This is a genomic window from Saccharothrix violaceirubra (assembly GCF_014203755.1).
In the GTDB taxonomy this organism is placed as follows: Bacteria; Actinomycetota; Actinomycetes; order Mycobacteriales; family Pseudonocardiaceae; genus Actinosynnema; species Actinosynnema violaceirubrum.
On record NZ_JACHJS010000001.1, the window covers coordinates 564581 to 590490 of the forward strand.

Annotated in this window: 30 protein-coding genes and 1 pseudogene; 17 read left to right on the forward strand and 14 right to left on the reverse strand. The window is 70.3% G+C overall.

Features of this window, described 5'->3' with window-relative positions:
- Nucleotides 1-268: 268 nt before the first annotated feature.
- A complete protein-coding gene (gene hpf, locus F4559_RS02785) occupies nucleotides 269-958 on the forward strand; it encodes a ribosome hibernation-promoting factor, HPF/YfiA family (protein WP_184666007.1) in 690 nt (229 codons plus the stop codon).
- A gap of 1331 nt (nucleotides 959-2289) precedes the next feature.
- A complete protein-coding gene (gene secA, locus F4559_RS02790) occupies nucleotides 2290-5157 on the forward strand; it encodes a preprotein translocase subunit SecA (protein WP_184666008.1) in 2868 nt (955 codons plus the stop codon).
- Between the two features lie 249 nt (nucleotides 5158-5406).
- On the opposite strand, the gene F4559_RS02795 is transcribed toward secA, so the two are convergent.
- Complete coding sequence (locus tag F4559_RS02795) at nucleotides 5407-5751, reverse strand: Rv3235 family protein (RefSeq protein WP_184666009.1); 345 nt, start codon at nucleotides 5749-5751, stop codon at nucleotides 5407-5409.
- Nucleotides 5752-5808: 57 nt separating this feature from the next.
- Here F4559_RS02795 and F4559_RS02800 point away from each other — a divergent pair, with 57 nt between their 5' ends.
- On the forward strand, nucleotides 5809-6213 hold the full coding sequence (locus tag F4559_RS02800; RefSeq protein WP_184666010.1) for an HAD-IA family hydrolase: 405 nt from the start codon (nucleotides 5809-5811) through the stop codon (nucleotides 6211-6213).
- On the opposite strand, the gene F4559_RS02805 is transcribed toward F4559_RS02800, so the two are convergent.
- Nucleotides 6210-6953: a TrmH family RNA methyltransferase gene (locus F4559_RS02805; RefSeq protein ID WP_312865450.1), complete on the reverse strand. Its 744-nt coding sequence runs from the start codon at nucleotides 6951-6953 to the stop codon at nucleotides 6210-6212. The two genes, F4559_RS02800 and F4559_RS02805, sit on opposite strands and share 4 nt — an antisense overlap.
- Before the next feature lie 84 nt (nucleotides 6954-7037).
- Here F4559_RS02805 and F4559_RS02810 point away from each other — a divergent pair, with 84 nt between their 5' ends.
- From F4559_RS02810 to F4559_RS02820, 3 genes are read left to right on the forward strand one after another with little or no spacing between them, the layout of a single operon-like run.
- A complete protein-coding gene (locus F4559_RS02810; RefSeq protein WP_184666012.1) occupies nucleotides 7038-7691 on the forward strand; it encodes a phosphotransferase in 654 nt (217 codons plus the stop codon).
- A gap of 10 nt (nucleotides 7692-7701) precedes the next feature.
- Entirely contained in the window at nucleotides 7702-9072 is a 1371-nt protein-coding gene (locus F4559_RS02815; protein WP_184666013.1) for a WS/DGAT/MGAT family O-acyltransferase, read from the forward strand.
- Nucleotides 9069-9557, forward strand: a complete 489-nt coding sequence (locus F4559_RS02820) for a DUF6912 family protein (RefSeq protein ID WP_184666014.1) — start codon at nucleotides 9069-9071, stop codon at nucleotides 9555-9557. The genes F4559_RS02815 and F4559_RS02820 overlap by 4 nt, the downstream gene beginning before the upstream one ends.
- Nucleotides 9558-9628: 71 nt before the next feature.
- Here the strand turns inward: F4559_RS02820 and F4559_RS02825 are convergent, their stop codons facing one another.
- From F4559_RS02825 to aroA, 3 genes are all read right to left on the reverse strand, one after another.
- Nucleotides 9629-9997 carry a VOC family protein gene (locus F4559_RS02825; RefSeq protein ID WP_184666015.1) on the reverse strand — a complete coding sequence of 123 codons (369 nt, stop codon included), beginning with the start codon at nucleotides 9995-9997 and terminating at the stop codon, nucleotides 9629-9631.
- Nucleotides 9998-10073: 76 nt separating this feature from the next.
- The gene (rsgA, locus tag F4559_RS02830) at nucleotides 10074-11084 is read right to left on the reverse strand and encodes a ribosome small subunit-dependent GTPase A (protein ID WP_184666016.1); all 1011 of its coding nucleotides are present in this window, start codon (nucleotides 11082-11084) and stop codon (nucleotides 10074-10076) included.
- 1 nt (nucleotide 11085) lies between these two features.
- Nucleotides 11086-12348, reverse strand: coding sequence for a 3-phosphoshikimate 1-carboxyvinyltransferase (aroA, locus tag F4559_RS02835; RefSeq protein ID WP_184666017.1), 1263 nt, complete (start codon nucleotides 12346-12348; stop codon nucleotides 11086-11088).
- Nucleotides 12349-12434: 86 nt separating this feature from the next.
- Between aroA and F4559_RS02840 the strand changes: the two genes are divergently transcribed.
- Nucleotides 12435-13193 carry an SOS response-associated peptidase gene (locus F4559_RS02840; protein WP_184666018.1) on the forward strand — a complete coding sequence of 253 codons (759 nt, stop codon included), beginning with the start codon at nucleotides 12435-12437 and terminating at the stop codon, nucleotides 13191-13193.
- Nucleotides 13190-13801, forward strand: coding sequence for an alpha/beta hydrolase family protein (locus F4559_RS02845; RefSeq protein WP_184666019.1), 612 nt, complete (start codon nucleotides 13190-13192; stop codon nucleotides 13799-13801). The genes F4559_RS02840 and F4559_RS02845 overlap by 4 nt, the downstream gene beginning before the upstream one ends.
- Nucleotides 13802-13806: 5 nt before the next feature.
- Here the strand turns inward: F4559_RS02845 and ybaK are convergent, their stop codons facing one another.
- Nucleotides 13807-14283 carry a Cys-tRNA(Pro) deacylase gene (gene ybaK / locus F4559_RS02850; RefSeq protein ID WP_184666020.1) on the reverse strand — a complete coding sequence of 159 codons (477 nt, stop codon included), beginning with the start codon at nucleotides 14281-14283 and terminating at the stop codon, nucleotides 13807-13809.
- Between the two features lie 237 nt (nucleotides 14284-14520).
- Between ybaK and F4559_RS02855 the strand changes: the two genes are divergently transcribed.
- Together F4559_RS02855 and rsrA are read left to right on the forward strand one after the other, a co-directional pair.
- Nucleotides 14521-15147: a sigma-70 family RNA polymerase sigma factor gene (locus F4559_RS02855; protein ID WP_184666021.1), complete on the forward strand. Its 627-nt coding sequence runs from the start codon at nucleotides 14521-14523 to the stop codon at nucleotides 15145-15147.
- Complete coding sequence (rsrA, locus tag F4559_RS02860; RefSeq protein ID WP_184666022.1) at nucleotides 15144-15419, forward strand: mycothiol system anti-sigma-R factor; 276 nt, start codon at nucleotides 15144-15146, stop codon at nucleotides 15417-15419. The genes F4559_RS02855 and rsrA overlap by 4 nt, the downstream gene beginning before the upstream one ends.
- Before the next feature lie 199 nt (nucleotides 15420-15618).
- Here rsrA and F4559_RS36655 read toward each other — a convergent pair whose 3' ends face one another.
- Nucleotides 15619-15693, reverse strand: a complete 75-nt coding sequence (locus tag F4559_RS36655) for a 50S ribosomal protein bL37 (protein ID WP_096498094.1) — start codon at nucleotides 15691-15693, stop codon at nucleotides 15619-15621.
- Nucleotides 15694-15813: 120 nt separating this feature from the next.
- On the opposite strand from F4559_RS36655, the gene F4559_RS02865 reads away from it, so the two are divergent.
- The gene (locus F4559_RS02865) at nucleotides 15814-17292 is read left to right on the forward strand and encodes a sensor histidine kinase (protein ID WP_184675413.1); all 1479 of its coding nucleotides are present in this window, start codon (nucleotides 15814-15816) and stop codon (nucleotides 17290-17292) included.
- Nucleotides 17293-17421: 129 nt separating this feature from the next.
- Here the strand turns inward: F4559_RS02865 and F4559_RS02870 are convergent, their stop codons facing one another.
- On the reverse strand, nucleotides 17422-17676 hold the full coding sequence (locus F4559_RS02870) for a WhiB family transcriptional regulator (protein ID WP_053719541.1): 255 nt from the start codon (nucleotides 17674-17676) through the stop codon (nucleotides 17422-17424).
- A gap of 224 nt (nucleotides 17677-17900) precedes the next feature.
- Complete coding sequence (locus tag F4559_RS02875; RefSeq protein ID WP_184666023.1) at nucleotides 17901-18845, reverse strand: diacylglycerol/lipid kinase family protein; 945 nt, start codon at nucleotides 18843-18845, stop codon at nucleotides 17901-17903.
- Nucleotides 18846-19112: 267 nt separating this feature from the next.
- On the opposite strand from F4559_RS02875, the gene F4559_RS02880 reads away from it, so the two are divergent.
- The 3 genes from F4559_RS02880 (at nucleotide 19113) to F4559_RS02890 (ending at nucleotide 21372) form a co-directional block, all read left to right on the forward strand.
- A complete protein-coding gene (locus F4559_RS02880) occupies nucleotides 19113-19511 on the forward strand; it encodes a hypothetical protein (RefSeq protein WP_221447125.1) in 399 nt (132 codons plus the stop codon).
- 129 nt (nucleotides 19512-19640) lie between these two features.
- Nucleotides 19641-20369: a S1 family peptidase gene (locus F4559_RS02885; RefSeq protein ID WP_184666025.1), complete on the forward strand. Its 729-nt coding sequence runs from the start codon at nucleotides 19641-19643 to the stop codon at nucleotides 20367-20369.
- A 205-nt stretch (nucleotides 20370-20574) separates the two neighbouring features.
- Complete coding sequence (locus tag F4559_RS02890) at nucleotides 20575-21372, forward strand: SAM-dependent methyltransferase (RefSeq protein WP_312865452.1); 798 nt, start codon at nucleotides 20575-20577, stop codon at nucleotides 21370-21372.
- Here the strand turns inward: F4559_RS02890 and F4559_RS02895 are convergent.
- Nucleotides 21369-21962, reverse strand: coding sequence for a histidine phosphatase family protein (locus F4559_RS02895; protein ID WP_184666027.1), 594 nt, complete (start codon nucleotides 21960-21962; stop codon nucleotides 21369-21371). The two genes, F4559_RS02890 and F4559_RS02895, sit on opposite strands and share 4 nt — an antisense overlap.
- Nucleotides 21963-22351: 389 nt before the next feature.
- Here F4559_RS02895 and F4559_RS02900 point away from each other — a divergent pair, with 389 nt between their 5' ends.
- A complete protein-coding gene (locus F4559_RS02900; protein ID WP_184666028.1) occupies nucleotides 22352-22597 on the forward strand; it encodes a three-helix bundle dimerization domain-containing protein in 246 nt (81 codons plus the stop codon).
- Between the two features lie 105 nt (nucleotides 22598-22702).
- Here F4559_RS02900 and F4559_RS02905 read toward each other — a convergent pair whose 3' ends face one another.
- The 3 genes from F4559_RS02905 to F4559_RS34725 form a co-directional block, all read right to left on the reverse strand.
- Complete coding sequence (locus F4559_RS02905) at nucleotides 22703-22978, reverse strand: hypothetical protein (protein ID WP_184666029.1); 276 nt, start codon at nucleotides 22976-22978, stop codon at nucleotides 22703-22705.
- A gap of 129 nt (nucleotides 22979-23107) precedes the next feature.
- On the reverse strand, nucleotides 23108-24130 hold the full coding sequence (locus F4559_RS36175) for a hypothetical protein (protein ID WP_312865453.1): 1023 nt from the start codon (nucleotides 24128-24130) through the stop codon (nucleotides 23108-23110).
- Nucleotides 24121-24486 carry a hypothetical protein gene (locus F4559_RS34725; protein ID WP_246445060.1) on the reverse strand — a complete coding sequence of 122 codons (366 nt, stop codon included), beginning with the start codon at nucleotides 24484-24486 and terminating at the stop codon, nucleotides 24121-24123. The genes F4559_RS36175 and F4559_RS34725 overlap by 10 nt, the downstream gene beginning before the upstream one ends.
- A 256-nt stretch (nucleotides 24487-24742) precedes the next feature.
- Between F4559_RS34725 and F4559_RS34730 the strand changes: the two are divergent.
- Nucleotides 24743-24877 (forward strand): annotated as a pseudogene (locus F4559_RS34730) (helix-turn-helix transcriptional regulator); the annotation flags it as partial.
- A gap of 57 nt (nucleotides 24878-24934) precedes the next feature.
- Here the strand turns inward: F4559_RS34730 and F4559_RS34735 are convergent.
- Nucleotides 24935-25099 carry a hypothetical protein gene (locus tag F4559_RS34735; protein WP_246446774.1) on the reverse strand — a complete coding sequence of 55 codons (165 nt, stop codon included), beginning with the start codon at nucleotides 25097-25099 and terminating at the stop codon, nucleotides 24935-24937.
- 59 nt (nucleotides 25100-25158) lie between these two features.
- On the opposite strand from F4559_RS34735, the gene F4559_RS34740 reads away from it, so the two are divergent.
- A complete protein-coding gene (locus tag F4559_RS34740; protein ID WP_486374936.1) occupies nucleotides 25159-25896 on the forward strand; it encodes an NsdA family TPR-like regulatory protein in 738 nt (245 codons plus the stop codon).
- The last annotated feature ends 14 nt before the right edge of the window (nucleotides 25897-25910 follow it).

Here is a 25910-nt window from a genome sequence, read left to right on the forward strand (position 1 = left end):
TGGAACCCGTTGCTTCGTCGCTCTCAGTCATCGCCGGAAAAACTTGGACTTCCCCCGCGTCGGGGGCTGTCGCGGCGGCGAATACCGGGCTAACGTGCACCGCTATCAGCGTTCCCGGCACGCGGGGAGGAGGCGAACAGCCCATGACCCTGGCTCCGGTTGAGTGCTGAGGGGAGACTCTCGGCGACGCTGACGCGAAAGACGATCGCGAAACCGGTGCCGCAGCCATCCCAAGCCACAGCTCGCCGCAACGCGAGGGAGGTCGTGTATGGACATCGTCGTAAAGGGCCGTAACGTCGAGGTGCCCGATCACTACCGGGTGCACGTCGCCGAGAAACTGGCCAGGCTCGAACGTTACGACCGCAAGGTCATCCGCTTCGACGTGGAACTCTTCCACGAACCGAACCGCCGCCAGGCGAAGAACTGCCAGCGCGTCGAGATCACCGGCAAGGGCCGGGGTCCGGTGATCCGGGCGGAGGCGTGCGCGGGCGACTTCTACGCGGCGCTCGACGCCGCGGTCGCGAAGATCGAGAACCGCCTCCGCCGCGCCCACGACCGTCGTCGTGTGCACCACAGCCGGCGCGGTCTGACGTCGGTCGCCGAGGCGACCAGCGGACTCGGCGGGATGCCGTCCTCCCCGGCCGACCGCGACGGCGAAGTACAGCGCGCCTGGCAGGGCCACACCGCCGTGCTCGAAGCCGCCGAGCCGGAGGCCGCCTACGGCAGCTTGGCCGAGGTGCCCGCGCAGCAGCGCTGGGAGGACGTCGAGGACAACCTGCCCGGCCAGGTCGTGCGCGAGAAGGAGCACACGGCCAAGCCGATGACCGTCGACCAGGCCCTCTACGAGATGGAACTGGTCGGCCACGACTTCTACCTGTTCGCGGACGCCGACTGCGGACGCCCGAGCGTCGTCTACCGCCGAAAGGGCTTCGACTACGGCGTGATCAGGCTCGCCTGACCACCGGCCCGCCGCCGCAGCCGGCGGGCACCCAAAGCAAACGGGACCATCCGACCAACCCGACCGACGACCCCCGGCGCCCCACGCCGGGGGTCGCTCCCATGCCACCAGCCCGCCTGAGCCTCGCCGCACCCGCACCTCCCGGCTCCCGATGCCGCCGCGCCCGTGTCCTCGCCGCCACCGGATGCCACCGGTCCGCCGCTGCCTCCGGTCCACCCGATGTCCCCGGTCGGAAGCTCCGGCGCACCGGTGCTTTCCGGCTCCCGAGGTCGTCGGTCTACCGTGCCGTTCCGCTGCCAGGGCCGCTGCCTCCGGTCAACGCGTTCCCATCACCGCCGGGCTCATGATGTCGCCGGTCTGTCCGTGAGCCGGGTTGCCCGCGCCGCCGCCGGTCCGCCTGATGTCTCCTTCCGCACGGCTCCCGGCGGACTCTTGCCAAGGTGGGGTGATCCGGCACGACTCCGATCGCTCGCGCGCCAAGGTGGGACGCCCGGACGGGCGTCAGCGAATCCCCGACTCGGTCATCCGTCAAACGTTCGCAGCCTCGCGCCGCCTCGGTCCGCGCTGCCCTGACCCGCGCTGCCAACGCGCACCGGTGCCGAACCCGGGTGCCGAAAGCCGCGGCACCCTCTGCCCAGTGCGGTGTTCCGCTCGCCGGACCACCCCCGAGGCACTCACCCATCCCGGCGTTCTTGCCCCTGGCCGGACGCCTCGCACCCGCACCCGAGTTCGCGTCCCGCCCGACCCGCACTCCTGGCCGGCCACCTTCGGCTTCGGTGGTTCACGGCCGTTCGATCGCCATGGTCGTCGAACCATCCCGTCGGCATCGCCCACCCATGTGAGGCCCGCGCCCGTCGATGCCGGGGCGGTCGAGCACTGCGGAAACACGGCCGGCGGTACCCGTCGTCCGACCGCGCAATTCAGGGTGTCCGAGTGGAGGACTCGCGTGTCGACCTGGGCCGCGACCACCCGAACAAGGTGCCCGAGTGCATATTTCGCGGTGTCCGAACGCATAACTCGCGGGTGTCGAAGGACAAACCCTCCTGGGTGGCCGGCCCGGCGGCGGGTGACCGCTGGAAAGGGCGATTCGGGCGACGGCCCCCTTGAACAGGCGGCGGCCGACCGCTGCGGGGACCCGTCCGAACAGCGAAGAGTCGATCAAGGAAGTCGACCGTTACGGGACGTCCCGCACCCCTTCCTACCTGTGTCTGTGCACACACCTTCGCGTCTTGCCTACGATGGCAGATGGACAAGGCTTGTCACACGTGTGACCAGCCGTTGGAAGGCGCCCTCACAGGCGCGTGGCGATCAGGTGATGAGGTCGACCCAAGATGGTGCTGTCCCGACTGCTCCGCGCCGGCGAGGGCAAGATGCTCAAGCGCCTGCGCAACATCGCAGCGCACATCAACCACCTCGAAGACGAGGTCGTCGACCTCTCCGACACGGAGCTGCGGGCCAAAACCGAGGAGTTCAAGAAGCGCTACGCCGAGGGCGAGTCGCTGGACGAACTCCTCCCCGAGGCGTTCGCCGTCGTCCGTGAAGGCGCCAAGCGCACCCTCGGCCAGCGGCCGTTCGACGTCCAGCTCATGGGCGGCGCGGCACTGCACCTCGGCCAGATCGCCGAGATGCGCACCGGTGAGGGCAAGACGCTGACGTCGGTCCTCCCGACCTACCTCAACGCGATCGCCGGCCAGGGCGTCCACGTCATCACGACCAACGACTACCTCGCCAAGCGCGACGCCGAGTGGATGGGCCGCATCCACCGCTTCCTGGGCCTGACCGTGGGCGCGATCCTCTCCGAGATGACGCCGGAGCAGCGCCGGGTCGCCTACCAGGCCGACATCACCTACGGCACGAACAACGAGTTCGGCTTCGACTACCTGCGCGACAACATGGCGTGGAGCCTCGACGAGTGCGTCCAGCGCGGCCACTTCTTCGGCCTGGTCGACGAGGTCGACTCCATCCTGATCGACGAGGCCCGGACGCCGCTGATCATCTCCGGCCCGGCCGACCAGTCCAGCCGCTGGTACCTCGAGTTCGCCCGGATGGCGCCGCGCCTGAAGAAGGACACCCACTACGAGGTCGACGAGCGCAAGCGCACCGTCGGCGTGACGGAGGCGGGCGTCGCCTACATCGAGGACCAGCTCGGCATCGACAACCTGTACGAGGCGGCCAACACCCCGCTCGTCGGCTACCTGAACAACGCCCTCAAGGCCAAGGAGCTGTTCACCCGCGACAAGGACTACATCGTCCGCAACGGCGAGGTGATGATCGTCGACGAGTTCACCGGCCGCGTGCTCGCCGGCCGGCGCTACAACGAGGGCATGCACCAGGCCATCGAGGCCAAGGAGGGGGTGGAGATCAAGGCCGAGAACCAGACGCTCGCCACGATCACCCTCCAGAACTACTTCCGCCTCTACAAGAAGCTCGGCGGCATGACCGGTACCGCCGAGACCGAGGCCGCGGAGTTCCACCAGACCTACAAGCTCGGCGTGGTCCCCATCCCGACCAACCGGCCGATGCAGCGCAAGGACGAGTCCGACCTGGTCTACAAGACCGAGGAGGCGAAGTTCGACGCCGTCGCCGAGGACATCGCCGAACGCCACGAGAAGGGCCAGCCGGTCCTGATCGGCACGACCAGCGTCGAGCGCTCCGAGTACCTGTCGAAACTGCTGGTCCGCAAGGGCATCCCGCACGAGGTCCTCAACGCCAAGCACCACGACCGCGAGGCGTTGATCATCGCGAAGGCGGGCCGCAAGGGCGCCGTCACGGTCGCCACGAACATGGCCGGCCGCGGTACCGACATCGTGCTGGGCGGCAACCCGGACATCATCGCCGACCACGAACTGCGCGAGCGCGGCCTCGACCCGGTGGAGTCGCCGGAGGAGTACGAGCAGGCGTGGTCGAAGGTCATCGAGGACATCACCGCCGAGGTCAAGGCCGAGGCGGAAGAGGTCCGCGAGGCCGGCGGCCTGTACGTGCTGGGCACCGAACGCCACGAGTCGCGCCGGATCGACAACCAGCTCCGCGGTCGTTCCGGCCGTCAGGGCGACCCGGGCGAGTCGCGGTTCTACCTGTCGCTCAAGGACGAGCTGATGCGCCGCTTCAACGCGGCCATGGTCGAGACCGTGATGACGCGGCTCAAGGTGCCGGACGAGGTGCCGATCGAGCACAAGATGGTCACCCGGGCCATCCGCAGCGCGCAGACCCAGGTCGAGCAGCAGAACTTCGAGATCCGCAAGAACGTCCTCAAGTACGACGAGGTCATGAACGAGCAGCGCAAGGTGATCTACGCCGAGCGCCACCGCGTGCTCGACGGCGAGGACCTGCGCGAGCAGGTCGAGCACATGATCACCAGCGTGGTCTCCGACTACGTCGACGGCGCGACCGCCGACGGCTACGCCGAGGACTGGGACTTCGACAAGCTGTGGACGGCGCTCAAGACGCTGTACCCGGTGTCGTTGGACTACGAGGCGCTGCTGGAGTCGGACGACGACGTCACCAAGGAGTTCCTGAAGGAGAAGCTCCAGGAAGATGCGATGAACGCGTACGCGGCGCGGGAGGCCGACATCGACGGCCGTGTCGGGCCCGGTGCGATCCGCGAGCTGGAGCGGCGGGTGCTGCTGTCCGTGCTGGACCGCAAGTGGCGCGAGCACCTCTACGAGATGGACTACCTCAAGGAGGGCATCGGCCTGCGGGCGATGGCCCAGCGCGACCCGTTGATCGAGTACCAGCGCGAGGGCTTCGAGATGTTCAACGCGATGCTGGACGCGTTGCGCGAGGAGACCGTCGGGTTCCTGTTCAACCTCCAGGTCGAGGCCGCCGAGCCGGAGCCGGCTCCCGAGCCGCCGGTCCAGGTGTCGATCGCGAACGGCGCGGGGCCGTTGACCGGCAGCCGGGCGCGGGCTCGGGCGGCTGCGGCCGCCCAGCAGGAGGAACGTGGTCGTGATCAGGCTCCGGCCGGGCCTGCCATGGCCCAGTTGGAGGGCAACGCCATTCCGCCGGCTCTGCGCGGGAAGGGGTTGGGGAACCAGGGCGGGCAGCAGCGGCTGAGCTACTCCGGGCCTTCGGAGAGCGGGGACGCGGAGACGTCGTCGGACAAGCCTGCCGGTGGGCAGGGTGGCCAGGGCGGTACGCGGAAGGAGCGGCGGGCGCAGGCTCGTGCGCAGGCCAAGGGGAATCGCAAGCCTCGCGGGTGATCTTCTCGATCTTCCGGGGCGGGTCCGGTGTGGACCCGCCCCGTTGTGTCGGTGCACTCGCCAACGCGCGAGTTATACGTTCAGACACCGCGAGTTGTGCGTTCAGGCACCGTGAAATGTGCACCCAGGCACCCTGCGGTGTGTGTTCCGGCATCGCTGTCGGGCCGCGCCCGTCTCCGCTGGGAGACGGGCGCGGGGGTCTGGTGTTGCGGCGGTCGTGGGGTGGGCGATTTTGTCCTTCTTGTCTGGTCAGGGGAGTAGGCGGAAGCGGGTGCAGATCCAGCCTGTCGGGGTCAGTTCCGCGCGTAGGAGCATGGCGCGTAGGCGGCCGTTGTCGACGACTGTGCCGGTTGCCTCGCAGATCGTGGGTGACACGGGGCGCAGGTGTACGCGCGTCGCGCGGATCGGGCCGGTGTCGAGGTTTTCCCGGATGGTGTCCCGCGCGGTGCGGGTGGTGTGGTCCGCCAGCCGGGTCAGGGGGCGGTGGCCGGAGAGGACTTCGACCATGATCTTCACCAGGGCCTGTGCGCCCGCGACGTGATCGTGGTCCGGTGTGGTCCACGTGTCGGGCAGTGGGCGGATTCGCGGTGGCATGCTGAACCGAGGGCGGTGGGCGGCCGGTGCGGACGAAGATCACCCGATGGAGGAACGGTGCGTGGACTGGTACTGGACTTCGGCGGGGTGCTCACCGACCACGGTGACGATGTCGACGTGGCCGAGCCGCCCCTGTTGACCGCGTCACGTGTCGCGCACAAGCACGGCATCCGCACGGCGATCCTGTCGAACGCCGACGGGTTGTGGGCTCCGCCTGCCAGTTGGCACGACGTGTTCGACACGGTCGTCACCTCGGGCGAGGTCGGTATCGCCAAGCCCGATCGGCGCATCTACTCGTTGGTCGCCGGGCGGTTGGGGCTCGAACTGGGCGAGTGCGTGTTCGTCGACGACGTCCCGATGAACGTGTGGGCCGCCGTCGACGCGGGCATGGTCGGTGTCCACCACCGGCGGGTGCGTGACACGCTCGCCGAGCTGGAAGTGCTGCTCGACCTGGAGTTCTAGCCCTTCCGCCGGACCACCTCGAAGCAGAGCACGGCTGCCGCGCTCGCCACGTTCAGCGACTCCACGCCGGCCGCCATCGGGATCGACAGCCACCCGGTCACGTGGGCGCGTACCTCGTCGGAGATGCCGGACGTCTCGCCGCCGAGCACGTAAGCGGCCCGTTCGGGCAGGTCGGCGGTGTGCACGGTGTCCGACGAGCGGGCGTCCAACGCGAACAGGGGGTACCCGGCGGCACGCAGTTCCGCCGCCGCCTCGCCCGCCGTGGCGCACCGGATCACGGGCGCGCGGAACGCCACCCCGGCCGACGCCTTCACCACGAGCGGGTCCAGCGACGCCACGCCACGCCTGGGCACGACGATCCCGTCGAAGCCGGCGGCGGTGGCCGTGCGCAGGATCATGCCCACGTTCGCGGGCGTCGTGATGCCGTCGAGCAGCAGCACGCCGCGTGGCCGGTCGCGCAGTGCGTGTGCCAGCGGGCGCATGCGGGGCGCGATCACGTCGGCGAGCACGCCCTGGTCCTGCTTGCCGTTGCCGGCGAGGACCTTCACGCGCTGCGCGGTCGCCCGCACCACGGGCACGCCCCGGCGGGCCGCCGCGTCCAGGATCTCCCGGGCCGCCTGACCCCGGGCGACGTCGGCGAGCATCACCTTGTCGACCTCCAGCGCGGGGTCGTCGAGGGCTTCCAGCACGGGCTTGCGGCCGTACACGGTGACGAAGCGGTCCTTCGGGGAGACGTCCACGCGCAGATGTTCCCACCCCCGAAATCGGCGGAATCGCACCCGTTCGGGTCTTGTGCCCAGCGTCATATGCATGATGATCGTCACATGACCTTGCGCGACGTGGCGCAGCCGATCGCCCGCGGCCGGGAGTCGGACGTGTTCCTGCGTCCCGACGGGCTCCTGGTCAAGCGTGCCCGCACGGGCCGTGACCTGGTGCCCGAGGCCGAGCTGATGCGGCACCTGCACGCGCACGGCATCCCGGTGCCCCGCGTGCACGACGCCTCCGAGCGCGACCTGGTCATGGAGTACGTCCCCGGCCCGCGCATGTCGCAGGAGGTCGACGCCCGGCCGTGGCGTGCCGCCGCCCTCGGTCGGCAGCTCGCGGACCTGCACCGACGCCTCGACACCGCGCCCGTGCCGGACTTCCTGCCCGGCTCCGGCGCCCTGCTGCACCTGGACCTGCACCCCGGCAACGTGGTGCTCGGGCCGGACGGTCCCGTCGTGGTCGACTGGGCCAGCGCGGCACGCGGCGACCGGATGGTCGACGTGGCGCTGAGCTGGCTGGCGATCGCGGTGACGGAGCTGCGCGCGTTCAAGCGGGTCGTGCGCGGACGGCTCGTCCAGGCGTTCCTGGCCGGTGTCGACGACACGGTCCGGCACGCGATGCCCGAGGCCGCCGAGATCCGGCTGTCCCGGTACCGGCGCGACGCCGCGGAGGTGGCGGCCGTGAACAGGCTGGTGGCCGGCTGCGCGGGCTAGCCTGGTGGCCATGCCCGACCGCCTGTCCGCGTTGGACGCCTCGTTCCTGTACCTGGAGGATTCCACGACGCCGATGCACGTCGGCGGGGTCGCGGTGTTCCGCCGGCCGCGTTCGGGCTTCGACTACGACCGGCTCGTCCACCTGATCGAACGCCGCCTGTCGTTCGTGCCCCGCTACCGGCGCAAGGTCGTGCACGTGCCGGGTCGGTTGGCCCGGCCGGTGTGGGTGGACGACCAGGACTTCGACGTGACCTACCACGTACGGCGGTCCGCGTTGCCCAAGCCGGGCACCGACCGGCAGTTGCACGACCTGGTCGCGCGGCTGATGTCCCGCCCGCTCGACCACGCCCGCCCGCTGTGGGAGGTCTACCTGGTCGAGGGCCTGGCCCGGAACCGGACGGCCGTGATCACCAAGACCCACCAGGCGATGGTCGACGGTCTCGCCGCGCCCGAGATCGGGCAGGTGATGCTGGACGTGTCGCCCACGCCGCGCGAACCGGCCGAGTCGCTGTGGATGCCCGAGCCCGCGCCCAGTCCCGCGCAGCTCGTCGTCGACGCGCTGGCCGAGGTCGTGCAGCGGCCCGGCGAACTCGTGGAGAACGTGCGGTCGGCGACGCTGGACACGGTCGCGACCGTGCGGAAGGTCGGCAACGCCGTGGGCGGGCTCGCCTCGGCCGTGTGGTCGGCGGCCACGCCCGCGCCGGGCAGCCCGCTCAACGTGCGCATCTCGCCGCAGCGCCGGTTCGCCGTGGCGCGCACGCGCCTGGACGACTTCCGCGCGATCCGGGGCGCGCACGGCGGCAGCGTGAACGACGGCGTGCTCGCCGTGCTGTCAGGTGCCCTGCGCGACTGGCTGCTGTCACGCGGCGAGGTCGTCGGGTCGCGCACCACGATCCGGGCCATGGCGCCGATGTCGGTGCGCGGCGACGAGGTGGCGGCGTACCTGGTGGACCTGCCCGTCGGCGAGCCCAACCCGGTCGTGCGGCTGCACCACGTGAGCCACGCGATGCGCGCGCACCGGGAGTCCGGGCAGTCGGTGGCCGCGCAGACCCTGGTGCGGTTCTCCGGGTTCGCGCCGCCGACGTTGCACGCGTTGGGCGCGCGTGCCGCGAGTTCGTTCTCCAAGCGCCTGTTCAACGTCGTGGTGACGAACGTCCCGGGGCCGCAGGTGCCGCTGTACGCGGCGGGGGCGAGAATGATCGAGATGTTCCCGGTGGTGCCGTTGGCGAAGAACCAGGCGCTGTCGATCGGGGTCACGTCCTACGACGGCGACGTGTACTTCGGGCTGAACGCGGACCGGGACGCCATGCCGGACGTCGACGTCCTGGCCGCCATGGTCGAGGAGTCGGTGGAGGAACTGATGGGAACGGTGTCGTCATGAGGGTCTACCTCCCCGCGACCGTCGCGCTGCTGCGCGACCTGGTCGACCGGAACGAGTTCGCCCCCGTGGGCGGAACGGGATTCGCCCTCACGCCCGCGTTGCGCGAGTCGTACGCGACCGGCGACACGGAGGAGCTGGAGTACTCGGCGATGCTGGACGCGGCGCGTGCCTCGTTGCGGCTGATCGCGGCCGAGGACAAGCCGTTCTACCGGCGGGTGGTGGTGTCGGTGGACGTGGACGCGACCGTGCGCCCGGACCTGGACTTCTCCGTGGTGAAGGTGTCCGGTCCCGTGCCGCTGTCGTCGATCGCGGCCGTGCACGTGGACACGGGCGAGGCCGAGGACGCCGTGCGCGAGGCCGCCGAGGTGATCGACGCGGCCGACCTGGGCGACCCCGACGCCGAGTTCGTGCTGGGCACGGCCGAGGACCACGAGCTGGCGTGGTACGTCCCCCAGGAGATCCCGTTCCTCCTGGAACTCATGTAACCCGCGCGAGTCCTCCACTCGGACACCCTGAACTGCGCACTCGGACACCCTGAAACACGCACTCGGGCAGGTCACATGCCCGGTGCGGGCTGCCACAGCTCGATGCGGTTGCCCTCCGGGTCCACGCACCAGCCGAAGCGGCCGAACTCGGAGTCCTCCGTCTGCGGCAACACCTCCACGCCCTGGGCGCGCAGTTGTTCCAGCAGGGTGGCCAGGTCGTCCACGCGCAGGTTCAGCATCGTGCGCTGGCCGGGCTCGCCGAAGTACTCGGTGTCGTGCGCGAACAACGCCAACGTCGTCGTCTCGGTCTCCGCCCAGTGGAACGTCACGGCACCGTGCGTGCTCATCGGCACGCCCAACCGGTCGCGGTACCAGACCGCCAGCCGTGAAGGGTCGCGTGCGCGCAGGAACACCCCGCCGATGCCGGTCACTCTCGCCACGGCTGCGCACGCTACCGCCGACCCGCGTGCCGAACGGAACGCGAACCGCCGCGACGCACCCGTTCGGACGCAGGGACTACTCGTACTCTTCGAGCTTGCCTCGCGACTCCAGCAACCGGCGCAACGAGGACAACCGCCCGGCTGACGCCTCGCCCGACTCCACCAACGAGTCGAGCGTGCAGTCGGGGTCCTCGGGCACGCCCAGGTGACCGCAGCCCGACGGGCACTCCTCGGCCATCGCCTTCATGTCCGGGAACGCGGCCACGATGTCGTCCGGCGTGATGTGCGCCAGCCCGAACGACCGGATGCCCGGCGTGTCCACGGCCCACCCGCCTTCGGGCAGCGCCAACGCGACGGCCTGGGTCGACGTGTGCCGCCCCTTGCCCACGCCCGACACCACGCCGACCGCCCGGTTGGCGTCCGGCACCAGCCGGTTCACCAGGGTCGACTTGCCGACGCCCGAGTGCCCGATCAACGCCGACACCCGGTTGGCGAGGCGTTCGCGCAACGGCGCCGGGTCGACGTCCGACCGCGTCACGACCACCGGCAGGTCCAGTTCGGCGTACGCGGCGACGAGCGGCTCGGCCGGCGCCAGGTCCGATTTCGTCAAGCACAGCAACGGTTCCAGCCCGCCCGCGTACGCCGCCACGAGGCACCGGTCGATGAAGCCCCGGCGCGGCTGGGGGTCCGCCAGCGCGGACACGATCACCAGCAGTTCGGCGTTGGCCACGACGACGCGTTCGAACGGGTCGGTGTCGTCGGCCGTGCGCCGCAACACACTGCTGCGGTCGGCCACGCGCACGATCCGCGCCAGCGTGTCCGGTCGACCCGACGTGTCGCCGACGAGCCCGATCCGGTCGCCGACGACGACGGGCGTGCGCCCGAGTTCGCGGGCGCGCATCGCGGTGACCAGCTGTCCGGGGTCGGAGTCGACGGCGCACGTCCACCGCCCCCGGTCGACGCCGACGACCATGGCGGGCACGGCGTCCGCGTGTTCCGGCCGGAGCTTGCTGCGCGGCCGGGTGCCCTTGCCCGGCCGTACCCGCACGTCGGACTCGTCGAGCCGGCGCCAGTCACCGCGAGCCACGTCAGCGCGCCCCGAGCATCGCCGACCACATGCCCGGGAAGTCCGGGATCGTCTTTCCGGTCGACGCGATGTCGTCCACGGTCACCCCCGGCACCACCAGTCCGATGATCGCGCCCGCGGTCGCCATCCGGTGGTCCGCGTACGCCTGCCACTGCCCACCGCGCAACGGCCGCGGGTCGATCGTCAGCCCGTCCGCGGTCTCCGCGGCGGCACCGCCGAGCCGGTTGACCTCGGCGACGAGTGCGGCGATCCGGTCGGTCTCGTGGCCCCGGATGTGCGCCACGCCCCGGATGCGCGACGGCCCGTCGGCCAGTGCCGCCAGCGCGACCACGGTCGGCGTCAGCTCGCTCTCGTCGCGCAGGTCCACGTCGATGCCGGTCAGCCGCTCCGGGCCGCGCACGGTCAGGCCGCGTTCGTCGGTGACGACCTCGCAGCCCAGCCGCGTGAACAGGTCGCGGGCCGCGCCGCCGGGCTGCGTCGTCTCCGCGGGCCAGCCGGGGATGGTCACGCTCCCGCCGGTCACGGCCGCCGCGGCGAGGAACGGCGTCGCGTTCGACAGGTCCGGCTCCACGTCCCACACCCGACCGGCGATCGGGCCGGGCTCGACGCGCCACACGTTCTCGCCGACCGTGACCGTCACGCCCGCCGCGCGCAGCGTCGCCACGGTCATCTCGATGTGCGGCAGGGACGGCACGGGCGGTCCGACGTGCCGCACGGTCACGCCGCCCTCGTACCGGGCGCCGGACAGCAGCAGTCCGGAGACGAACTGCGACGACGCCGACGCGTCGATCGTGACCTCGCCGCCGGGCACGCCGCCCTTGCCGCGCAGGGTGAACGGCAGCGCGTCGCCCTCGACGTCCACGCCCAGCCCGCGCAGGCCGTCGAGGATCGTGCCCATCGGCCGCACGCGGGCGTGCTCGTCGCCGTCGAACCGGACGTCGCCGGCCGCGAGCGCGGCGGCGGGCGGCAGGAAGCGCATGACCGTGCCGGCCAGGCCGCAGTCGACGTCGACCGGGCCGCGCAGCGGTGCGGGCGTGACGGACCAGGACCCGTCGGGTCCGTCCTCGACGCCGACGCCGAGCGAGCGCAGCGCGGCGGCCATCAGCAGTGTGTCGCGACTGCGCAGGGGAGCGTTGAGGGTGGAGGGGCCGGCGGCGATCGCGGCCAGCACGAGGGCTCGGTTGGTGATCGACTTGGAACCGGGTACGGGTACCGTCGCGTGGACGGGCCCGTCGGCGGTGGGTGCGGACCACTGCTGAGTCATGGCTTCGATGATTCCGCATGGGGTGGTCGACGGCTCGCACCGGCTGTGCCGACGTGCGACGATGGCCGCCTTGGAGGTGATCGGTTGTGTGCGGCAGGTACGCCTCCACCAAGAACCCGGCCCTGCTGGCCGCCGAGTTCGACGCGGTGGACGCAACCGACGGCGACGCACCCGCGCCGGACTACAACGTCGCGCCGACGAAGTCCGTGCTCGCGGTCGTGGAACGCCACCCGCGCGACGACGACGGCAACGTCGACGAGAGCACGACCGAACGCACCGTCCGCGTCATGCGCTGGGGCCTCGTGCCGCACTGGGCCAAGGACCTCTCCGGCGGCGCCAAGATGATCAACGCGCGGGCCGAGAGCGTGCGCGAGAAGCCCGCCTACCGGGACGCGGCGGCCAAGCGCCGGTGCGTCGTGCCGGCCGCCGGCTGGTACGAGTGGCAGCCGGGCGAGGGTCGCAAGCAGCCGTACTTCATCACGCCCGAGGACGGGTCGAGCCTGGCCATGGCGGGCATCTGGTCGGTGTGGTGGCAGCAGGACGGCGACGAGCGCCGACCGGTCATCACCTGCGCCGTGCTCACCACCGACGCCGTCGGGGAGATGCGCGACGTGCACCATCGGATGCCGCTGTTGCTCACGCCCGACCGCGTCGGCGCGTGGCTCGACCCGGACCGCGCCGACCCGGCCGATCTGCTCCAGCCCGTGCCCGACCTGGTGTCGGGCCTCGAACTCCGGCCGGTGTCGATGCGCGTCAACAGCATCAGGAACAACGACCCCACGCTCATGGACGCGGTCCGGCTCGGCGAAGCCGAGAAGCCCGAGCCGACGTTGTTCGAGCTATGACCGCGCGCGTCCTCGACACGCCCCATGGCCCCGCGCGGGCCGAGCTGCACTGCGCGCCCGAAGGCCGCGCCGGGCTGTTGCTCGGGCACGGCGCAGGCGGCGGGATCGACGCGGCGGACCTGGTGGTGGCGACGCGCGCGGCGGTGGACGTCGGCGTGCACGTGGCGTTGGTCGAGCAGCCCTACCGGGTCGCGGGCCGGCGGGCACCGGCGCCGGCCAAGCAGTTGGACGCGGCGTGGCTGGCCGTGGCCGAGGACCTCGGCTCGACCTGGTTCGCGGACCTGCCGCTGGTGTTCGGCGGCCGGTCGTCGGGCGCGCGGGTGGCGTGCCGGACGGCGTCGGTCGGGCAGGCGGTGGCGGTGCTGTGCCTGGCGTTCCCCGTGCACCCGCCCGGCAAGCCGGAGAAGTCGCGGATGCCGGAGCTGGACGCGGTGGAGGTGGCGACGTTGGTGGTGCAGGGCGAGAACGACCCGTTCGGGCGCCCGGAGACGGCCCACCACCGCGAGCTGGTCGTGCTGTCGGGCGACCACAACCTGAAGGCCGACCTGGACGGCCTGGGACGCGCGGTCGGCGAGTGGCTCGACCGCGTGCTGCGTCCGCTGGGCTGAGCGGCTCAGCCCGAGATCGGGGCGACCACGGCCTGGGCGAGCCGGACCAGGTCCGCCGGTGCGAGTTCGACCTCGAGACCCCGGCGGCCGGCCGAGCAGTAGATCGTTTCGTGGTCCTGGGCGGACGCGTCGAGCACGAGCGGCAGGCGCTTCTTCTGGCCCAGCGGCGAGATGCCGCCCGCGACGTAGCCCGTGGCGCGTTCGGCGGCGGCGACGTCGGCCATCTTCGCCTTCTTGCCCTTGAGCGCGGCGGCCAGCGCCTTGAGGTCGAGCTGGCCGGTGACCGGGACGACGCCGACCGCGAGCTTCCCGTCCACTTCGGCGACGAGCGTCTTGAACACGCGCTCGGGCGTGATACCGAGCGCCTCGGCGGCTTCGAGCCCGTACGACTCGTGCCTCGGATCGTGCTCGTACGCGTGCAGTTCGTACGCCACCCGCTGCTTGTCCAGCAGCGCCGTGGCGGGGGTCCCACGTCCGGCCATGATCGCGGAGCCTAGTCCAGCAGGTGGACGCACCCGGTCCGGGGAATGATCCGCCGGGGCGGCGCGTTGAGGCTGGACGTGGCATCCGAGGTGATGGAACAGCAGGTCAACCGCGTCGCGAAAGCGCGCCCGCCGCGGTGCTCGGCTCCCTGCCGACCGGGCGAGCGCCGCGTATCCTCGAACCCGTCCCAGACAGGCTCGTCCGCCGGGTCGCCAGGCCGGTGGGAAGGGAGCGCGGTGCCAGCCACGCGAACGCAGGACACGTCGGCCGACGAGACGACGGCAGAGCGCGCGCGCCGGTTCGAACGTGACGCCATGCCGATGCTCGACCAGCTCTACTCGGCGGCCCTGCGGATGACCCGCAACCCGGCCGACGCCGAGGACCTGGTGCAGGAGACGTACCTCAAGGCGTACGCGGCGTTCGCGTCGTTCTCCGAGGGCACGAACCTCAAGGCGTGGCTGTACCGCATCCTGACCAACACCTACATCAACGGCTACCGCAAGAAGCAGCGCCAGCCGTTGCAGCAGCCGACGGACGAGATCACGGACTGGCAGTTGGCCCAGGCCGAGAGCCACACCTCGACGGGCCTGCGCTCGGCCGAGGTCGAGGCCATGGACCGGCTGCCCGACACCGACGTCAAGGAAGCCCTGCAACGCCTCCCCGAGGAGTTCCGCATCGCCGTGTACCTGGCGGACGTGGAGGGCTTCGCGTACAAGGAGATCGCAGACATCATGGGCACCCCCATCGGCACCGTGATGTCCCGGTTGCACCGGGGCCGCCGGCAGCTTCGCGAGCAGTTGGCGGACGTGGCCCGGGACCGGGGTTTCCTGCGCGCGGGTCGGCAGGCGGTGACCGGCAAATGAGCTGCGGGAACCACGAGACGGACTGCTCGGAAGTGCTGTCCGAGGTCTGGCTCTTCCTCGACCACGAGTGCGACGAGAAGCGCAAGAACCTGCTCGCCACGCACCTGGAGGAGTGCCACCCGTGCCTTGAGCAGTACGGCATCGAGGAGCACCTGAAGGCGCTGCTGGCGAAGAAGTGCGGTGGCGAGCACGCCCCGGAGGAGCTCAAGCAGCGCCTGCGCGACAAGATCCGGCAGAGCCAGGCCGCCGCCCCCCAGCCCACCCCCGAGTAGCCGCGCGAGTCATACGTTCGGACACCGCGAGTTGTGCGTTCGGACACCACGAACTATGCGTTCAGGCACCCCGCCGAGCCCCCGGCTGCGGGTGCCTGAACGCACAACTCGCGGTGCCTGAGTGCATAACTCGCGAAGCTTGGCCGCTTGACCTGCGGACATGGAAAAGCCCCGGCATGGCCGGGGCTCCGCAACCAGGTCAGGCGTTGGGACGCTTCCCGTGGTTGGCGCCGCCCTTCTTGCGGTCACGGCGCTTGCGGGCACGCTTCGACATCGCGTTCTCCTTGAACTCAAGACTGCTTCACCCCAGTGTGTCACGCCCGTACCGGCCCGGCGCACGGACCCGTGATTGGATGGGCCCGGCACCCGGACGACGAGCAAGGCGGTGGCGCACCTGTCCACGTTGACCGACCTCCTCGCCGAGCACACCGGACTGTCCGGTCGAGGCGTCGACCACCTCCAGCTCCTCGTGGCCGAGTGGCAGCTCCTCGGCGACCTGAGCTTCGCGGACTTCCTGCTGTGGGTGCCGCTGGACGACACGACGTTCCTCTGCGTCGCCCAGGCCCGGCCGACGACCGCGCCCACCGCACACCCCGAGGACGTCGTCGGCAGCATGGTCGTCGTCGACGAGCACCCGCAGCTGCGCCGGGCCGTCGCCGAACGGCGGATCTGCCGCGAGGAGGACCCGCGCTGGCACCTGGGCGTCCCGGTCCGCCGCGAGGCCATCCCGGTCACGCACGACGGCGACGTGATCGCGGTGCTCAGCCGCAACACCAACCTGGCCGTGCCGCGGGTGCCGAGCCCGTTGGAGATCTCCTACCTCGGCAGCGCGGCCGACCTGTGCCAGATGATCGCCGACGGCACGTTCCCGACCACCGAACCGAGTCCGGACGTGCACACCAGCCCGCGGGTCGGCGACGGGCTGATCCGGCTCGACGCGTCCGGCGCGGTCGTGTTCGCCAGCCCCAACGCGCTCAGCGCGTACCACCGCATGGGCCACGCGAGCGATCTCATCGGCGTGCACCTGGCCCCGCTGACCCGGTCGCTGATCGGCGACCCGTTCGACGCGACCGAGGTGGCGCAACGCATCCGGCAGGCGCTCGACGGTCAGCCGAGCATGCGCATCGAGGCCGAGTCACGTCGGGGCGCGGCCGTGCTGTTCCGCGCGCTGCCGTTGCGTCCACGCGGCAGTGCCGCCGGTGCGCTGGTGCTCTGCCGCGACGTCACCGAGGTCCGCCGCCGCGACCGCGCGTTGATGTCCAAGGACGCCACGATCCGCGAGATCCACCACCGCGTGAAGAACAACCTCCAGACCGTGGCCGCGCTGCTGCGCCTCCAGTCCCGCCGCACCAGCAGCGAGGAGGCGCGCGAGGCGCTGGCCGAGAGCGTCCGCCGCGTCACGTCGATCGCCCTGGTGCACGAGACGTTGTCGATGTCGGTGGACGAACGGGTCGACCTGGACGACGTGGTCGACAAGGTCATCCCGATGATGTCCGATGTCGCCGCCGCCGACTCGCAGGTGAGCGTGCGGCGCGAGGGACCGTTCGGCATCGTGCCCGCGGAACTGGCGACGCCGCTGGTGATGGTCCTCACCGAACTCGTGCAGAACGCGTTCGAGCACGCGTACTCGCCGGGCCAGCGCGGCGAGGTCGTGGTGTTCGCGGAACGGTCGGCCAAGTGGCTCGACGTCGTGATCTCGGACGACGGCCGCGGCCTGCCGCCGGGGTTCTCGCTGGAGCGCACGGACCGGTTGGGGCTCCAGATCGTGCGGACGCTCGTGGAATCCGAACTCAGGGGGTCGCTGAGCTTGCGGCGCCGGCCCGAAGGCGGTACTGAGGCGGTCCTGCGCGTGCCCCTCAGGGCCCGGCGTTAGACTGCTCGGCGTGCACACGTGACGACCTACCTCAGCGGAGTCACGTGGTCATGCGGGAGGGTGTGCATTAACGGCGAAAGGCCCGACACCTGGCACGGTGTCGGGCCTTTCGTTCGCTTCAGGTGCTGCTCAGGCGTTGCTGCGGGCCCTGGTCCGGGCGTTGCGACGCTTGAGGGCACGACGCTCGTCCTCGCTCATCCCGCCCCACACGCCGGCGTCCTGGCCGCTCTCCAGTGCCCACGAGAGGCAGTCGGAGACGACGGGACAACGACGGCAGACGGTCTTCGCCTCGGCGATCTGGAGGAGCGCGGGACCGCTGTTCCCTACGGGGAAGAACAGCTCGGGGTCCTCGTCGCGGCAGATCGCGCGGTGGCGCCAGTCCATCGGAACTACTCCTCAGCTAGGCGTGCCAGAGCACGCCGGTCGTCAGCGGTTGGTTTTGGGGTGCTTGTGAATGCTTTCACGAACGGCGCGGATGTCAAGGGTTTAGCACTGACCCGGTGAGTGAACTCACCCGAAAGATCGACTGAGTTCACCTGCGGTTTCACGGCGCGCATCGGTTGCCCGCGACAATGTCGCGGTCGGGTAGCGACCCGATCACGCGCGGGTCACACCGCCACGGTGAGTGCCGCCGGTACGGACGTGAACTCCACCTCGGTGCATTCGCCGAGCAGGTCCCCGTCCACCTGGAGGTTGACCGGTTCCGCGCAGGTCACCCGCACGAATTCCACGTCGTCCCGCCTCAGCAGGTTACCGCCCTTGGGGTTCCCGTCGGTGGCGAGAAGATGCGCGACGTACCGGGCGATCGTGGGCAGACCCAGTCCGAGCAGGGCGAACAGGCCCAGGCCGCCGTCGAACGAGGTGCTCGGGTTGAGGCGGATCGCCTTGTCCCCCAAGTAGGTCCACGGGTCCGTGTTCGACACGAACGCCAGTCGCACACCCTCTATCGGCGGCTCTCCGGGGATGTTCACTGTCAAAGATTGGCGGCGCCTTCTTTGTGCCACATAACTCGCGAACGCGGTTCGCGCGTAAAGAGCGGGTGAAGCCTCACGGCCTTTCGCGCGTTGTGCTTCCACTCCGGCCACGACGTCCGCGTCCCAGCCGACACCGGCGTTGAACGTGAACCAACGGTCGTGCCCGCCGTCGTCGCCGGCCGAGGCGACCCGGCCGAGTCCGACCTTGCGGCTGGTGCCGTGCTCGATCGCCTGGAGCAGTCGGTAGGTGGCCTCGACGGGATCGCGCGGCAGGCCGAGCGCGCCCGCGAACACGTTGGCCGACCCGCCGGGCACGACGCCGAGCATCGGCAGTCCCGGGCGGGTGCCGCCGCGCAGCACGCCGTTCACGACCTCGTTGACGGTGCCGTCGCCACCGTGCGCCACCACGAGGTCGTAGCCGTCCCCCACGGCGCCCGCGGCGGCGTCCGCCGCGTGGCCGCGGTAGGCCGTCTCGACGATGTCGAGCTTCACGTCACTGGCCAGTGCGTGCGCGAGCACGTCCCGGCCGGCAGGCGTAGTCGCCGTCGCCTGCGGGTTGACCACCAGAAGTGCGCGCACTACCGCAGAGTAGGACAGCGCGTGAGCCCAGGCAGGCTACGCGTCACCCGGTAGGCAGAGTGAGCGCCCTCGAAAGTGGTCGAGATCTCCCTCCCGCGTAGTCCCGTTGTCCTGCTTGTCGGAACCGTCCTGCGACAAGTGCACCCCGACCCGACCGCCGGCTCGCCGAAGACCCATTGATCTTCGCTCGCGGGACGGTCGAACGGGACTCGCCAACCGGGTGGCCTACGATGCGTGACGAGTACGCACCGTGAGGAAAGGCCCAGCGTGTCCGAGTCGAAGCAGGTTCCGGTCGCGGTCCGGGTAGCGGGCGTGTTCACCGCCGTCGAGGGACTTCTCGGTCTCGGTTTCGCCGTCGCCCTGGTGGTCCGCGCGTTCGCGGTCGACGAACCCGGCAAGGTCCTCGGCGAGGCGGCGTACTTCGTGGTCCTGTGCGCGGGCGTGCTGGCCTGCGGAATCGGGCTCGTGCTCGGCCGCCGGTGGGCGCGGTCGCCCGCGATCGTCGTGCAGCTGCTGCTGCTCGGCGTCGCCTGGTACATGTACGGGCCGTCCGCCCGGCAGCTGTGGGGCGCGCTCCTTGCGCTGTACGTCGTCCTGGTGATCGGATCGCTGTTCACCAACCCGGTGCGCCGATGGGCGCTCGGCGTGGACGAAGAGGACGAATAGGTCCATTCGGGCGCCCGACCAACGTCTGGCGCGCGCGCGACGATCGGCGGGTGTCGTCAGGTCGCTCCCAAGCGTGACGCTGAGAGTGGTGATTTCACCACTCCCTGCGTTCGTAGAGGTGAGCATCCGATGCGTTTCACTCGCACTGTCCAAGCGGTGGTGGGCACGACCGCCGCGTTCCTGTCCGCGATCGCCCTGACCACGATCGCGCCCTCCGCGTCCGCCGCCGAAGGCGGTGTCACGCCGTACATCATCGGCGGCGGCACCGCGTCGAACGCCCCGTGGGCGGCCCGGTTGTTCGCCAACGGCCAGCAGACCTGTACGGCGACGATCATCGCGCCGACGTGGATCCTGACCGCGCAGCACTGCGTGGCCGGCGGCGGCACGATGACGTTCCGCGTGGGCAGCCTCGACCAGCAGAGCGGCGGCACGATGGCCACCGCGAAGCGGGTCATCCAGCACCCGTCGGTCGACCTGGCGCTGGCCGAGCTGACCACGTCCGTCCAGGCCACTTACGCGCCGCTGGGCACGACGGCCAGCACGCGCAACGGCCAGACCGTGCAGATCTACGGCTGGGGCGCCACGTCGCGCTGCGGCTCGGAGATCAACTGCCAGTCGCGCTACCTGAAGGTCGCCGACACCCGCGTCACCAACACCAACGGCCGTGACTACCGGGGCGGCGTCGCGATCACCGTGACGCGCGGCAACGGCATCGCGGCCGGCGGTGACTCGGGCGGCCCGATGTTCGCCTCGGGCGTCCAGGTCGGCGTGGCCTCGACGAGCGACCGCCAGTCGACGTCGAACTACACCTCCGTCGGTACGTACCGCAGCTGGATCAAGCAGTACGCGGGCGTCTGACGCGCCACCCGGCCGGCGGGCCGCGGCCCCCCTTCCCCGCGGGTCCCCGTCGGCCGGGTACCACCTCGTTTGGAAAACGGGCACCTCACCAGTCATAATCACCGTGCGTGTTCAGTCGTGGGCTGATGGACACGAACGGAGTAACCGGATACGGTTCGACAGCATGGTCGCGCCACTCCGGGAGCCGGCAGGGGTGAGGTGTACGGTGCAGAACTCCCCGAAGTGGGTGGCCGCAAGGGACGAACTCGAACGCCCGAACGCGGCCCGGCTGTACGACTACTACCTCGGCGGTGCGCACAACTTCGCCGTCGACCGCGAGTTCGCCGCCGGTTCGCCGGCGCTGATCCCGACCGCCGAGATGATCCAGCACTCCCGCGCCTTCCTGCGCCGGGCCGTGCGCGCGTGCGTGGCCAACGGCATCCGGCAGTTCCTCGACCTCGGGTCGGGCATCCCCACGGCGGGCAACGTGCACGAGGTCGCGCACCAGGACGACCCGACGTGCCGTGTCGTGTACGTGGACAACGACTGCGCCACCGTCGCGCACGGGCGGACCATGCTGCGCGACGTGGCGAACGTGGCGTTCGCCGAAGCCGACATCCGCGACGCCAAGGCCGTGCTGACCAGCGCCGAGGTGACGTCGCTGCTCGACCTGTCGCAGCCGGTCGCGGTGCTGATGGTCGCGATCCTGCCGTACGTGTTCGACGACGACTCGCCGGTCGACGTCGTGGCGGCCTACCGGGACGGGATCGTGCCCGGGAGCCACCTCGTGCTCAGCCACCTCACCGCGGACAACCGCCCGGAGCTGGTCGAGGAGCTGGTGCGGGTGTCGACGCAGCGGATGGCGCGGATCACCGCGCGGTCCAAGGCCGAGGTCGAACCGCTGCTGGAGGGTTTCGACCTGCTGGAGCCGGGGCTGGTGCTGGTGTCGACGTGGCGGGGCGACGGGGTGCCGGAGACCGACGCGGAGACCGTGAGCTACGGCGCGGTGGGCGTGAAGCGCTAGAACTCCCAGGCGGGGACGTTCGAGCGGTGCACCTGAGGGTCGCCGCGCTCGTCGCCGAGGACCGTGATGCCGGCCGGGTCGAGGCCGAAGTGCACGCCGTCGCGGGGCGGCAGCCCGAGCCAGGCGGCGATCAGCACGCGGCTGAAGTGGCCGTGGCCGACCAGGACGACGTCGCCGGCGGGCAGGGCCGTGCGGACCGCGGCGAGGACCCGCTGCGCGCGTTCGTGGATCCGCTCGTGGGTCTCGCCTTCGGGGACCGGGTGGTCCCAGACTGTCCAGTCCTTTGTGGACTCACGGATCTGTGGGGTGGTCAGGCCTTCGTAGGCACCGTAGTCCCACTCGGCGAGGTCTTCGGTGTGGTCGGCGGCCAGGCCCGCGAGTTCGGCGGTGCGGCGGGCGCGTTCGCGTGGGCTCGACAGGACGAGGGCGGGCGGGAGGTCGGTGCCGCGCAGTCGGGCCAGTACGGCGCCCGCGCGTCGGGCCTGCTGGACCCCGGTGTCGGTGAGGGGCACGTCCGTGCGTCCGGTGTGCCGACCGGACTCGGACCACGTGGTTTGTCCGTGCCGGAGCAGGTAGACGTGAGCGCTCATGATCATCATGGTAGTCGGGTGGTCGTGAAATGGCCGCGCCGGGGCATTTCACCCGATTGGTTTCCGCATTTGTGCGGACCTGGTCACCGTTTCGGCAATTCGGTGGATAAAGTGTCCGGTGAACCGTCGTCGCAGGTGGATGCCGGTTCGATTGCGGAACGCGGTCGTACGGTCACGGGTGGTCGTCGAATTTCGAGGATCGGTCGTGAAGTGAATGGGTGCATGATCGGATAGGACGTGGAAAAAGTCCAGGGTGGATTTCCGTACTGTTCACGCGTACGGTTCCCGGTGGTCATAAAAGCTTCAACGAACGTTCGGCCGCGTTTCGCCGTTCCGCGCCCGGGGCAAGCCCGACGGGTGACGCCGCGACCCGTTCAGGAGGAGGACCCATGGTGGACAAGATCGAGGGCCACAACGTCCGCGACCCGCACGACCTCCACGGCAAGGTGGAGGTGCAACTCGACCAGGCCGCCGAGGAGTTGACCCGGCGCCTCGACGGCAACGTGGACTACCAGGTCGCGCGCACGGCGGTGTCCGCCGCGTACCGCCGCCTGGCCGACCAGGCCCGCGTGCACAACTTCCTGCCCATCCTCGCCGCCCGTGCCGCTTTCCAGTCCCTGACGCACGCAGCCTGATCCGGTGTCCCGTCGGCATGGGGATGGTCGACGGGAATCGTCCACAGTGGACGCTCGCGTGCGATGTGAGATCGCCCGGCCGCCGACCGCGGCCGGGCGCGGTCGTCAGGTCAGCAGGTCGAGTTCGCGGAACTCCACCGGCGCCGTGCCGCCGTTGTCGTAGAAACACTCGCCGTCCCAGCGCTCCTGGCTGCCGGTGGGCAGGTCGTAGCTGATGTAGTAGCTCGTGCCGGCCGTGAACTGCGCCTGTCTGCCCGGGTTGTTCTGGTCGCTGCACGCCAACGTGGTGCGGTTGTCGTCGATGTGGCCCTTCGGGAACACCTCCAGCAAAGTCCCCCAGTTCCCGTGCGCGTAAATGCGGACGTTGGTTACCGTGATCATCGTCCCCTCCTCATGATCGCAACACCCGCGCAGGTCAGAGGCCCTGCGGGGTGGCGTGCCGGAAGAATGGCACAGCGTTCCCGCGCCGGTTCGCGTGCGCTATTCATGATCCGAATAGGCGAGGATCGGTCAAGAGTGCGGGCGATGGCATGGGTGGCCAGTGGTCCCTGACGTACTTGCCGTGCGGCGTGGTCGTGCGTGGATGACGTTGAACAGGTCGTGGAACTCCATCGGTGCGAGGGCGATGAGGGCTCCGGCGATGAAGGCGGGGCCGGGGTTGAGGTGGCCGGTGCGGACGCGGGTGACGGTGCTGCGGTTGAGGCCCATGGTCTGGGACAGGGCGTAGTCGGACCGGTATCCGGCGAGGGTCATGGCCTTGGCGAACTCGACGGCCCGGAGTCGGATCGTGTGGGTCACGGCGGGTTCCCGGTCAGGAGTGCGACGGCGTCGGGGGGAGTAGAGGGATCGGCCGTAGTCGGTGGTGCCGTGGCGGGTGGCCGGGTCGCGGGCGTTGACCATGCCCCGGCCGGCCAGGTCGTGCAGCACGGTCCGGTGGTGCCGGGTCGGCGAGGGCAGGCGGCCCAGTAGCCGGGTGTGCAGGTGGTGGAGGTCGTCGAGCAGGGCGATCTCGGTGTGGCAGGTCTCGGCGATGCCGTCGGCCAGGAGCGCGATCGTGGCCGGGTCACTGCCGTCGAGGGCGTCGGGGTGGTCGACGAGCCAACCGGTGAACGGCAACCACGGCCCCGACAGCAGACCAGCCCGGGTCAGGGCCCACGGCAGCCGTCGTCGGTCGGTGGACACCAGCACCCGTTCCAGTGGTTCCGGCACGACCACCTTCGGCAACCCGGCGATGGCCTCTCGTGCGGCCCTCACGTGCGGAAACAGGCCCGCGTCCGCCTCGACCGCGTGCCCGCGTGGCAAGAGGTGGTGCAGCACCTCGACCAGCGTGGCGGGGACGCCGTCGAGTCGGGCCGCGTGCCACGCCTCCCGGATCAGCACGGTCCGCGCCCAGCACGAGGACCAGGGCGAGCGGCGGACGACGTGGTCGAGCCATCGCAACGCCTCACCGGCCCGACCCAACGACGCCAGGACCATCGGCCCGCTGCGGGAGACGCCCAAGCCGGGCACGTGGGCGGCGTCGGTCACCACCACGCCGTCTCCTCCTCCACGTCGTCCACCACGTCCACGGGTTCGGTCAAGCGGGTGTTGAACGCGGGCAGCCACACCACCGACGCCGACACGCCTTCCCGCGTGGCGAACACCGGCAGCGCCGAGTCCACGTCCTGCAAACGCATCCGGAGACCGCCCTCCACCGACACGACCTCCGCGTGATCCGGAAACGCCATCCCCCACGCCGCGACCCGACCGTCCACCCGGTCGCCGTACTCCTGCACCACCGCGAACAACCGGGGCGCGAAATCGACCACCATGCCCCGGACGACCTCGCCGAAACGAGCCTTCCACAGAAGCGAATCGGTCACGCCCGTTTCGACTGCCGAACTCTCCATCTTCCTACCTCCAGAAATGTTGCGTCGATGCAACTGGTACGCAATGCTTGTGGAACAACCCGATCCGAACCCGTCGTGCCCGGCAGCACCGAGGTGGATCGCGTGAAGATTCCGTGCTCGACCCCAGCTAATCCGGTACGCGTTCACGGAAACAGGGCGAGGGTTTCGCAGCGGCCGTGCACAATGGTCTCATTACTGCACTTGAACTGCGGAAACGCTCTCGCGGTCGACGGAAATCCGGCCAGGAGGTCACCCGATGGCGGCACGACGAACCAAATTGATCAAGGCTCGCAAGGCGGCGAGCTTCACTCAGGAATCATTCGCCGAAGCAACACGGGTCGATCGTTCGACCGTGGCACGGTGGGAGGCGGGAACCAACGAACCCCTGCCGCACCAACGCCCCCGACTGGCCCGCCTGCTGCACCTCTCGCTCGGCGAACTCGACGAACTACTCAGCGAAAGCCCTCAAGCCGAGGACCGCGTAATGCGATCTTTGCGGCATCCGAGCACGGTCGATCTCGTCGCCGTCGCCGAGCTGCAACAGCACGTCCGTGGACTCGACGAGCACTACGACCGCGTGCCGTCGGCGTCGCTGCTGGCCGAAACCGGCCAAGCGTTGGACGGATCACCTTCCTGTCCGCCCACGCCGAGATCCCTCACGTCAGACGGCAACTGGGCACGGTCGAAGCCGAATGCGCCACCCTCATGGGGCAACTCGTCTGGGACGCCTCCCAACGCCGCGACCACCGCTCGGCACACCAGTACTTCGACCAGGCCCACGCCGCCGCACGACGCGTCCACGACTCCACCGCCGCAGGACTGTCGCTGCTCCGCAAGAGCTACGTCGCCCTCTACGGCCAGAAGAACCCGAAAGCCGGTCTGGCACTCACCACCCAAGCCGCCGAGACCACCGCACGGACCAGTCACGTGATCAACGCATTGTCGACACTCCACGCCGCCGAAGCCCACGCCATGATGGGCGAACAGGCCGAGTGCGAACACGCGCTCGACCAAGCCGGTCAACGCTTCGAGCTGGTCAGCGACGACGACGTGGCATTGGACCTGTTCTCCCCGACCCAACACGGCCGTCTGGCCGGATCGTGCTACCTGTTCCTCGGCGAGGCAGGCAAGGCCGAAACGATCCTCGACACCACCGCCGGGCGACTGCGCGACCGCTCCAAGTCCGAAGCGATCGTCCTGGGCAACCTCACCCTGGCCCGCCTGCGACAGGGCAAGGTGGACGAAGCGGCTGCCACCCTGCACCGGGCCATGGACGTGATCGAACGGACCTGGGGAGGCGGCGGACTCACCATCATGTTCGACGCCTGCCGCGAGATGCGCCCCTGGCGCACCCGCACAGAAGTTCAGGACGTCCATGACCGGATGCTGTCGCTCATGGCGACGCGGTAAAGGGGAGAGACCAC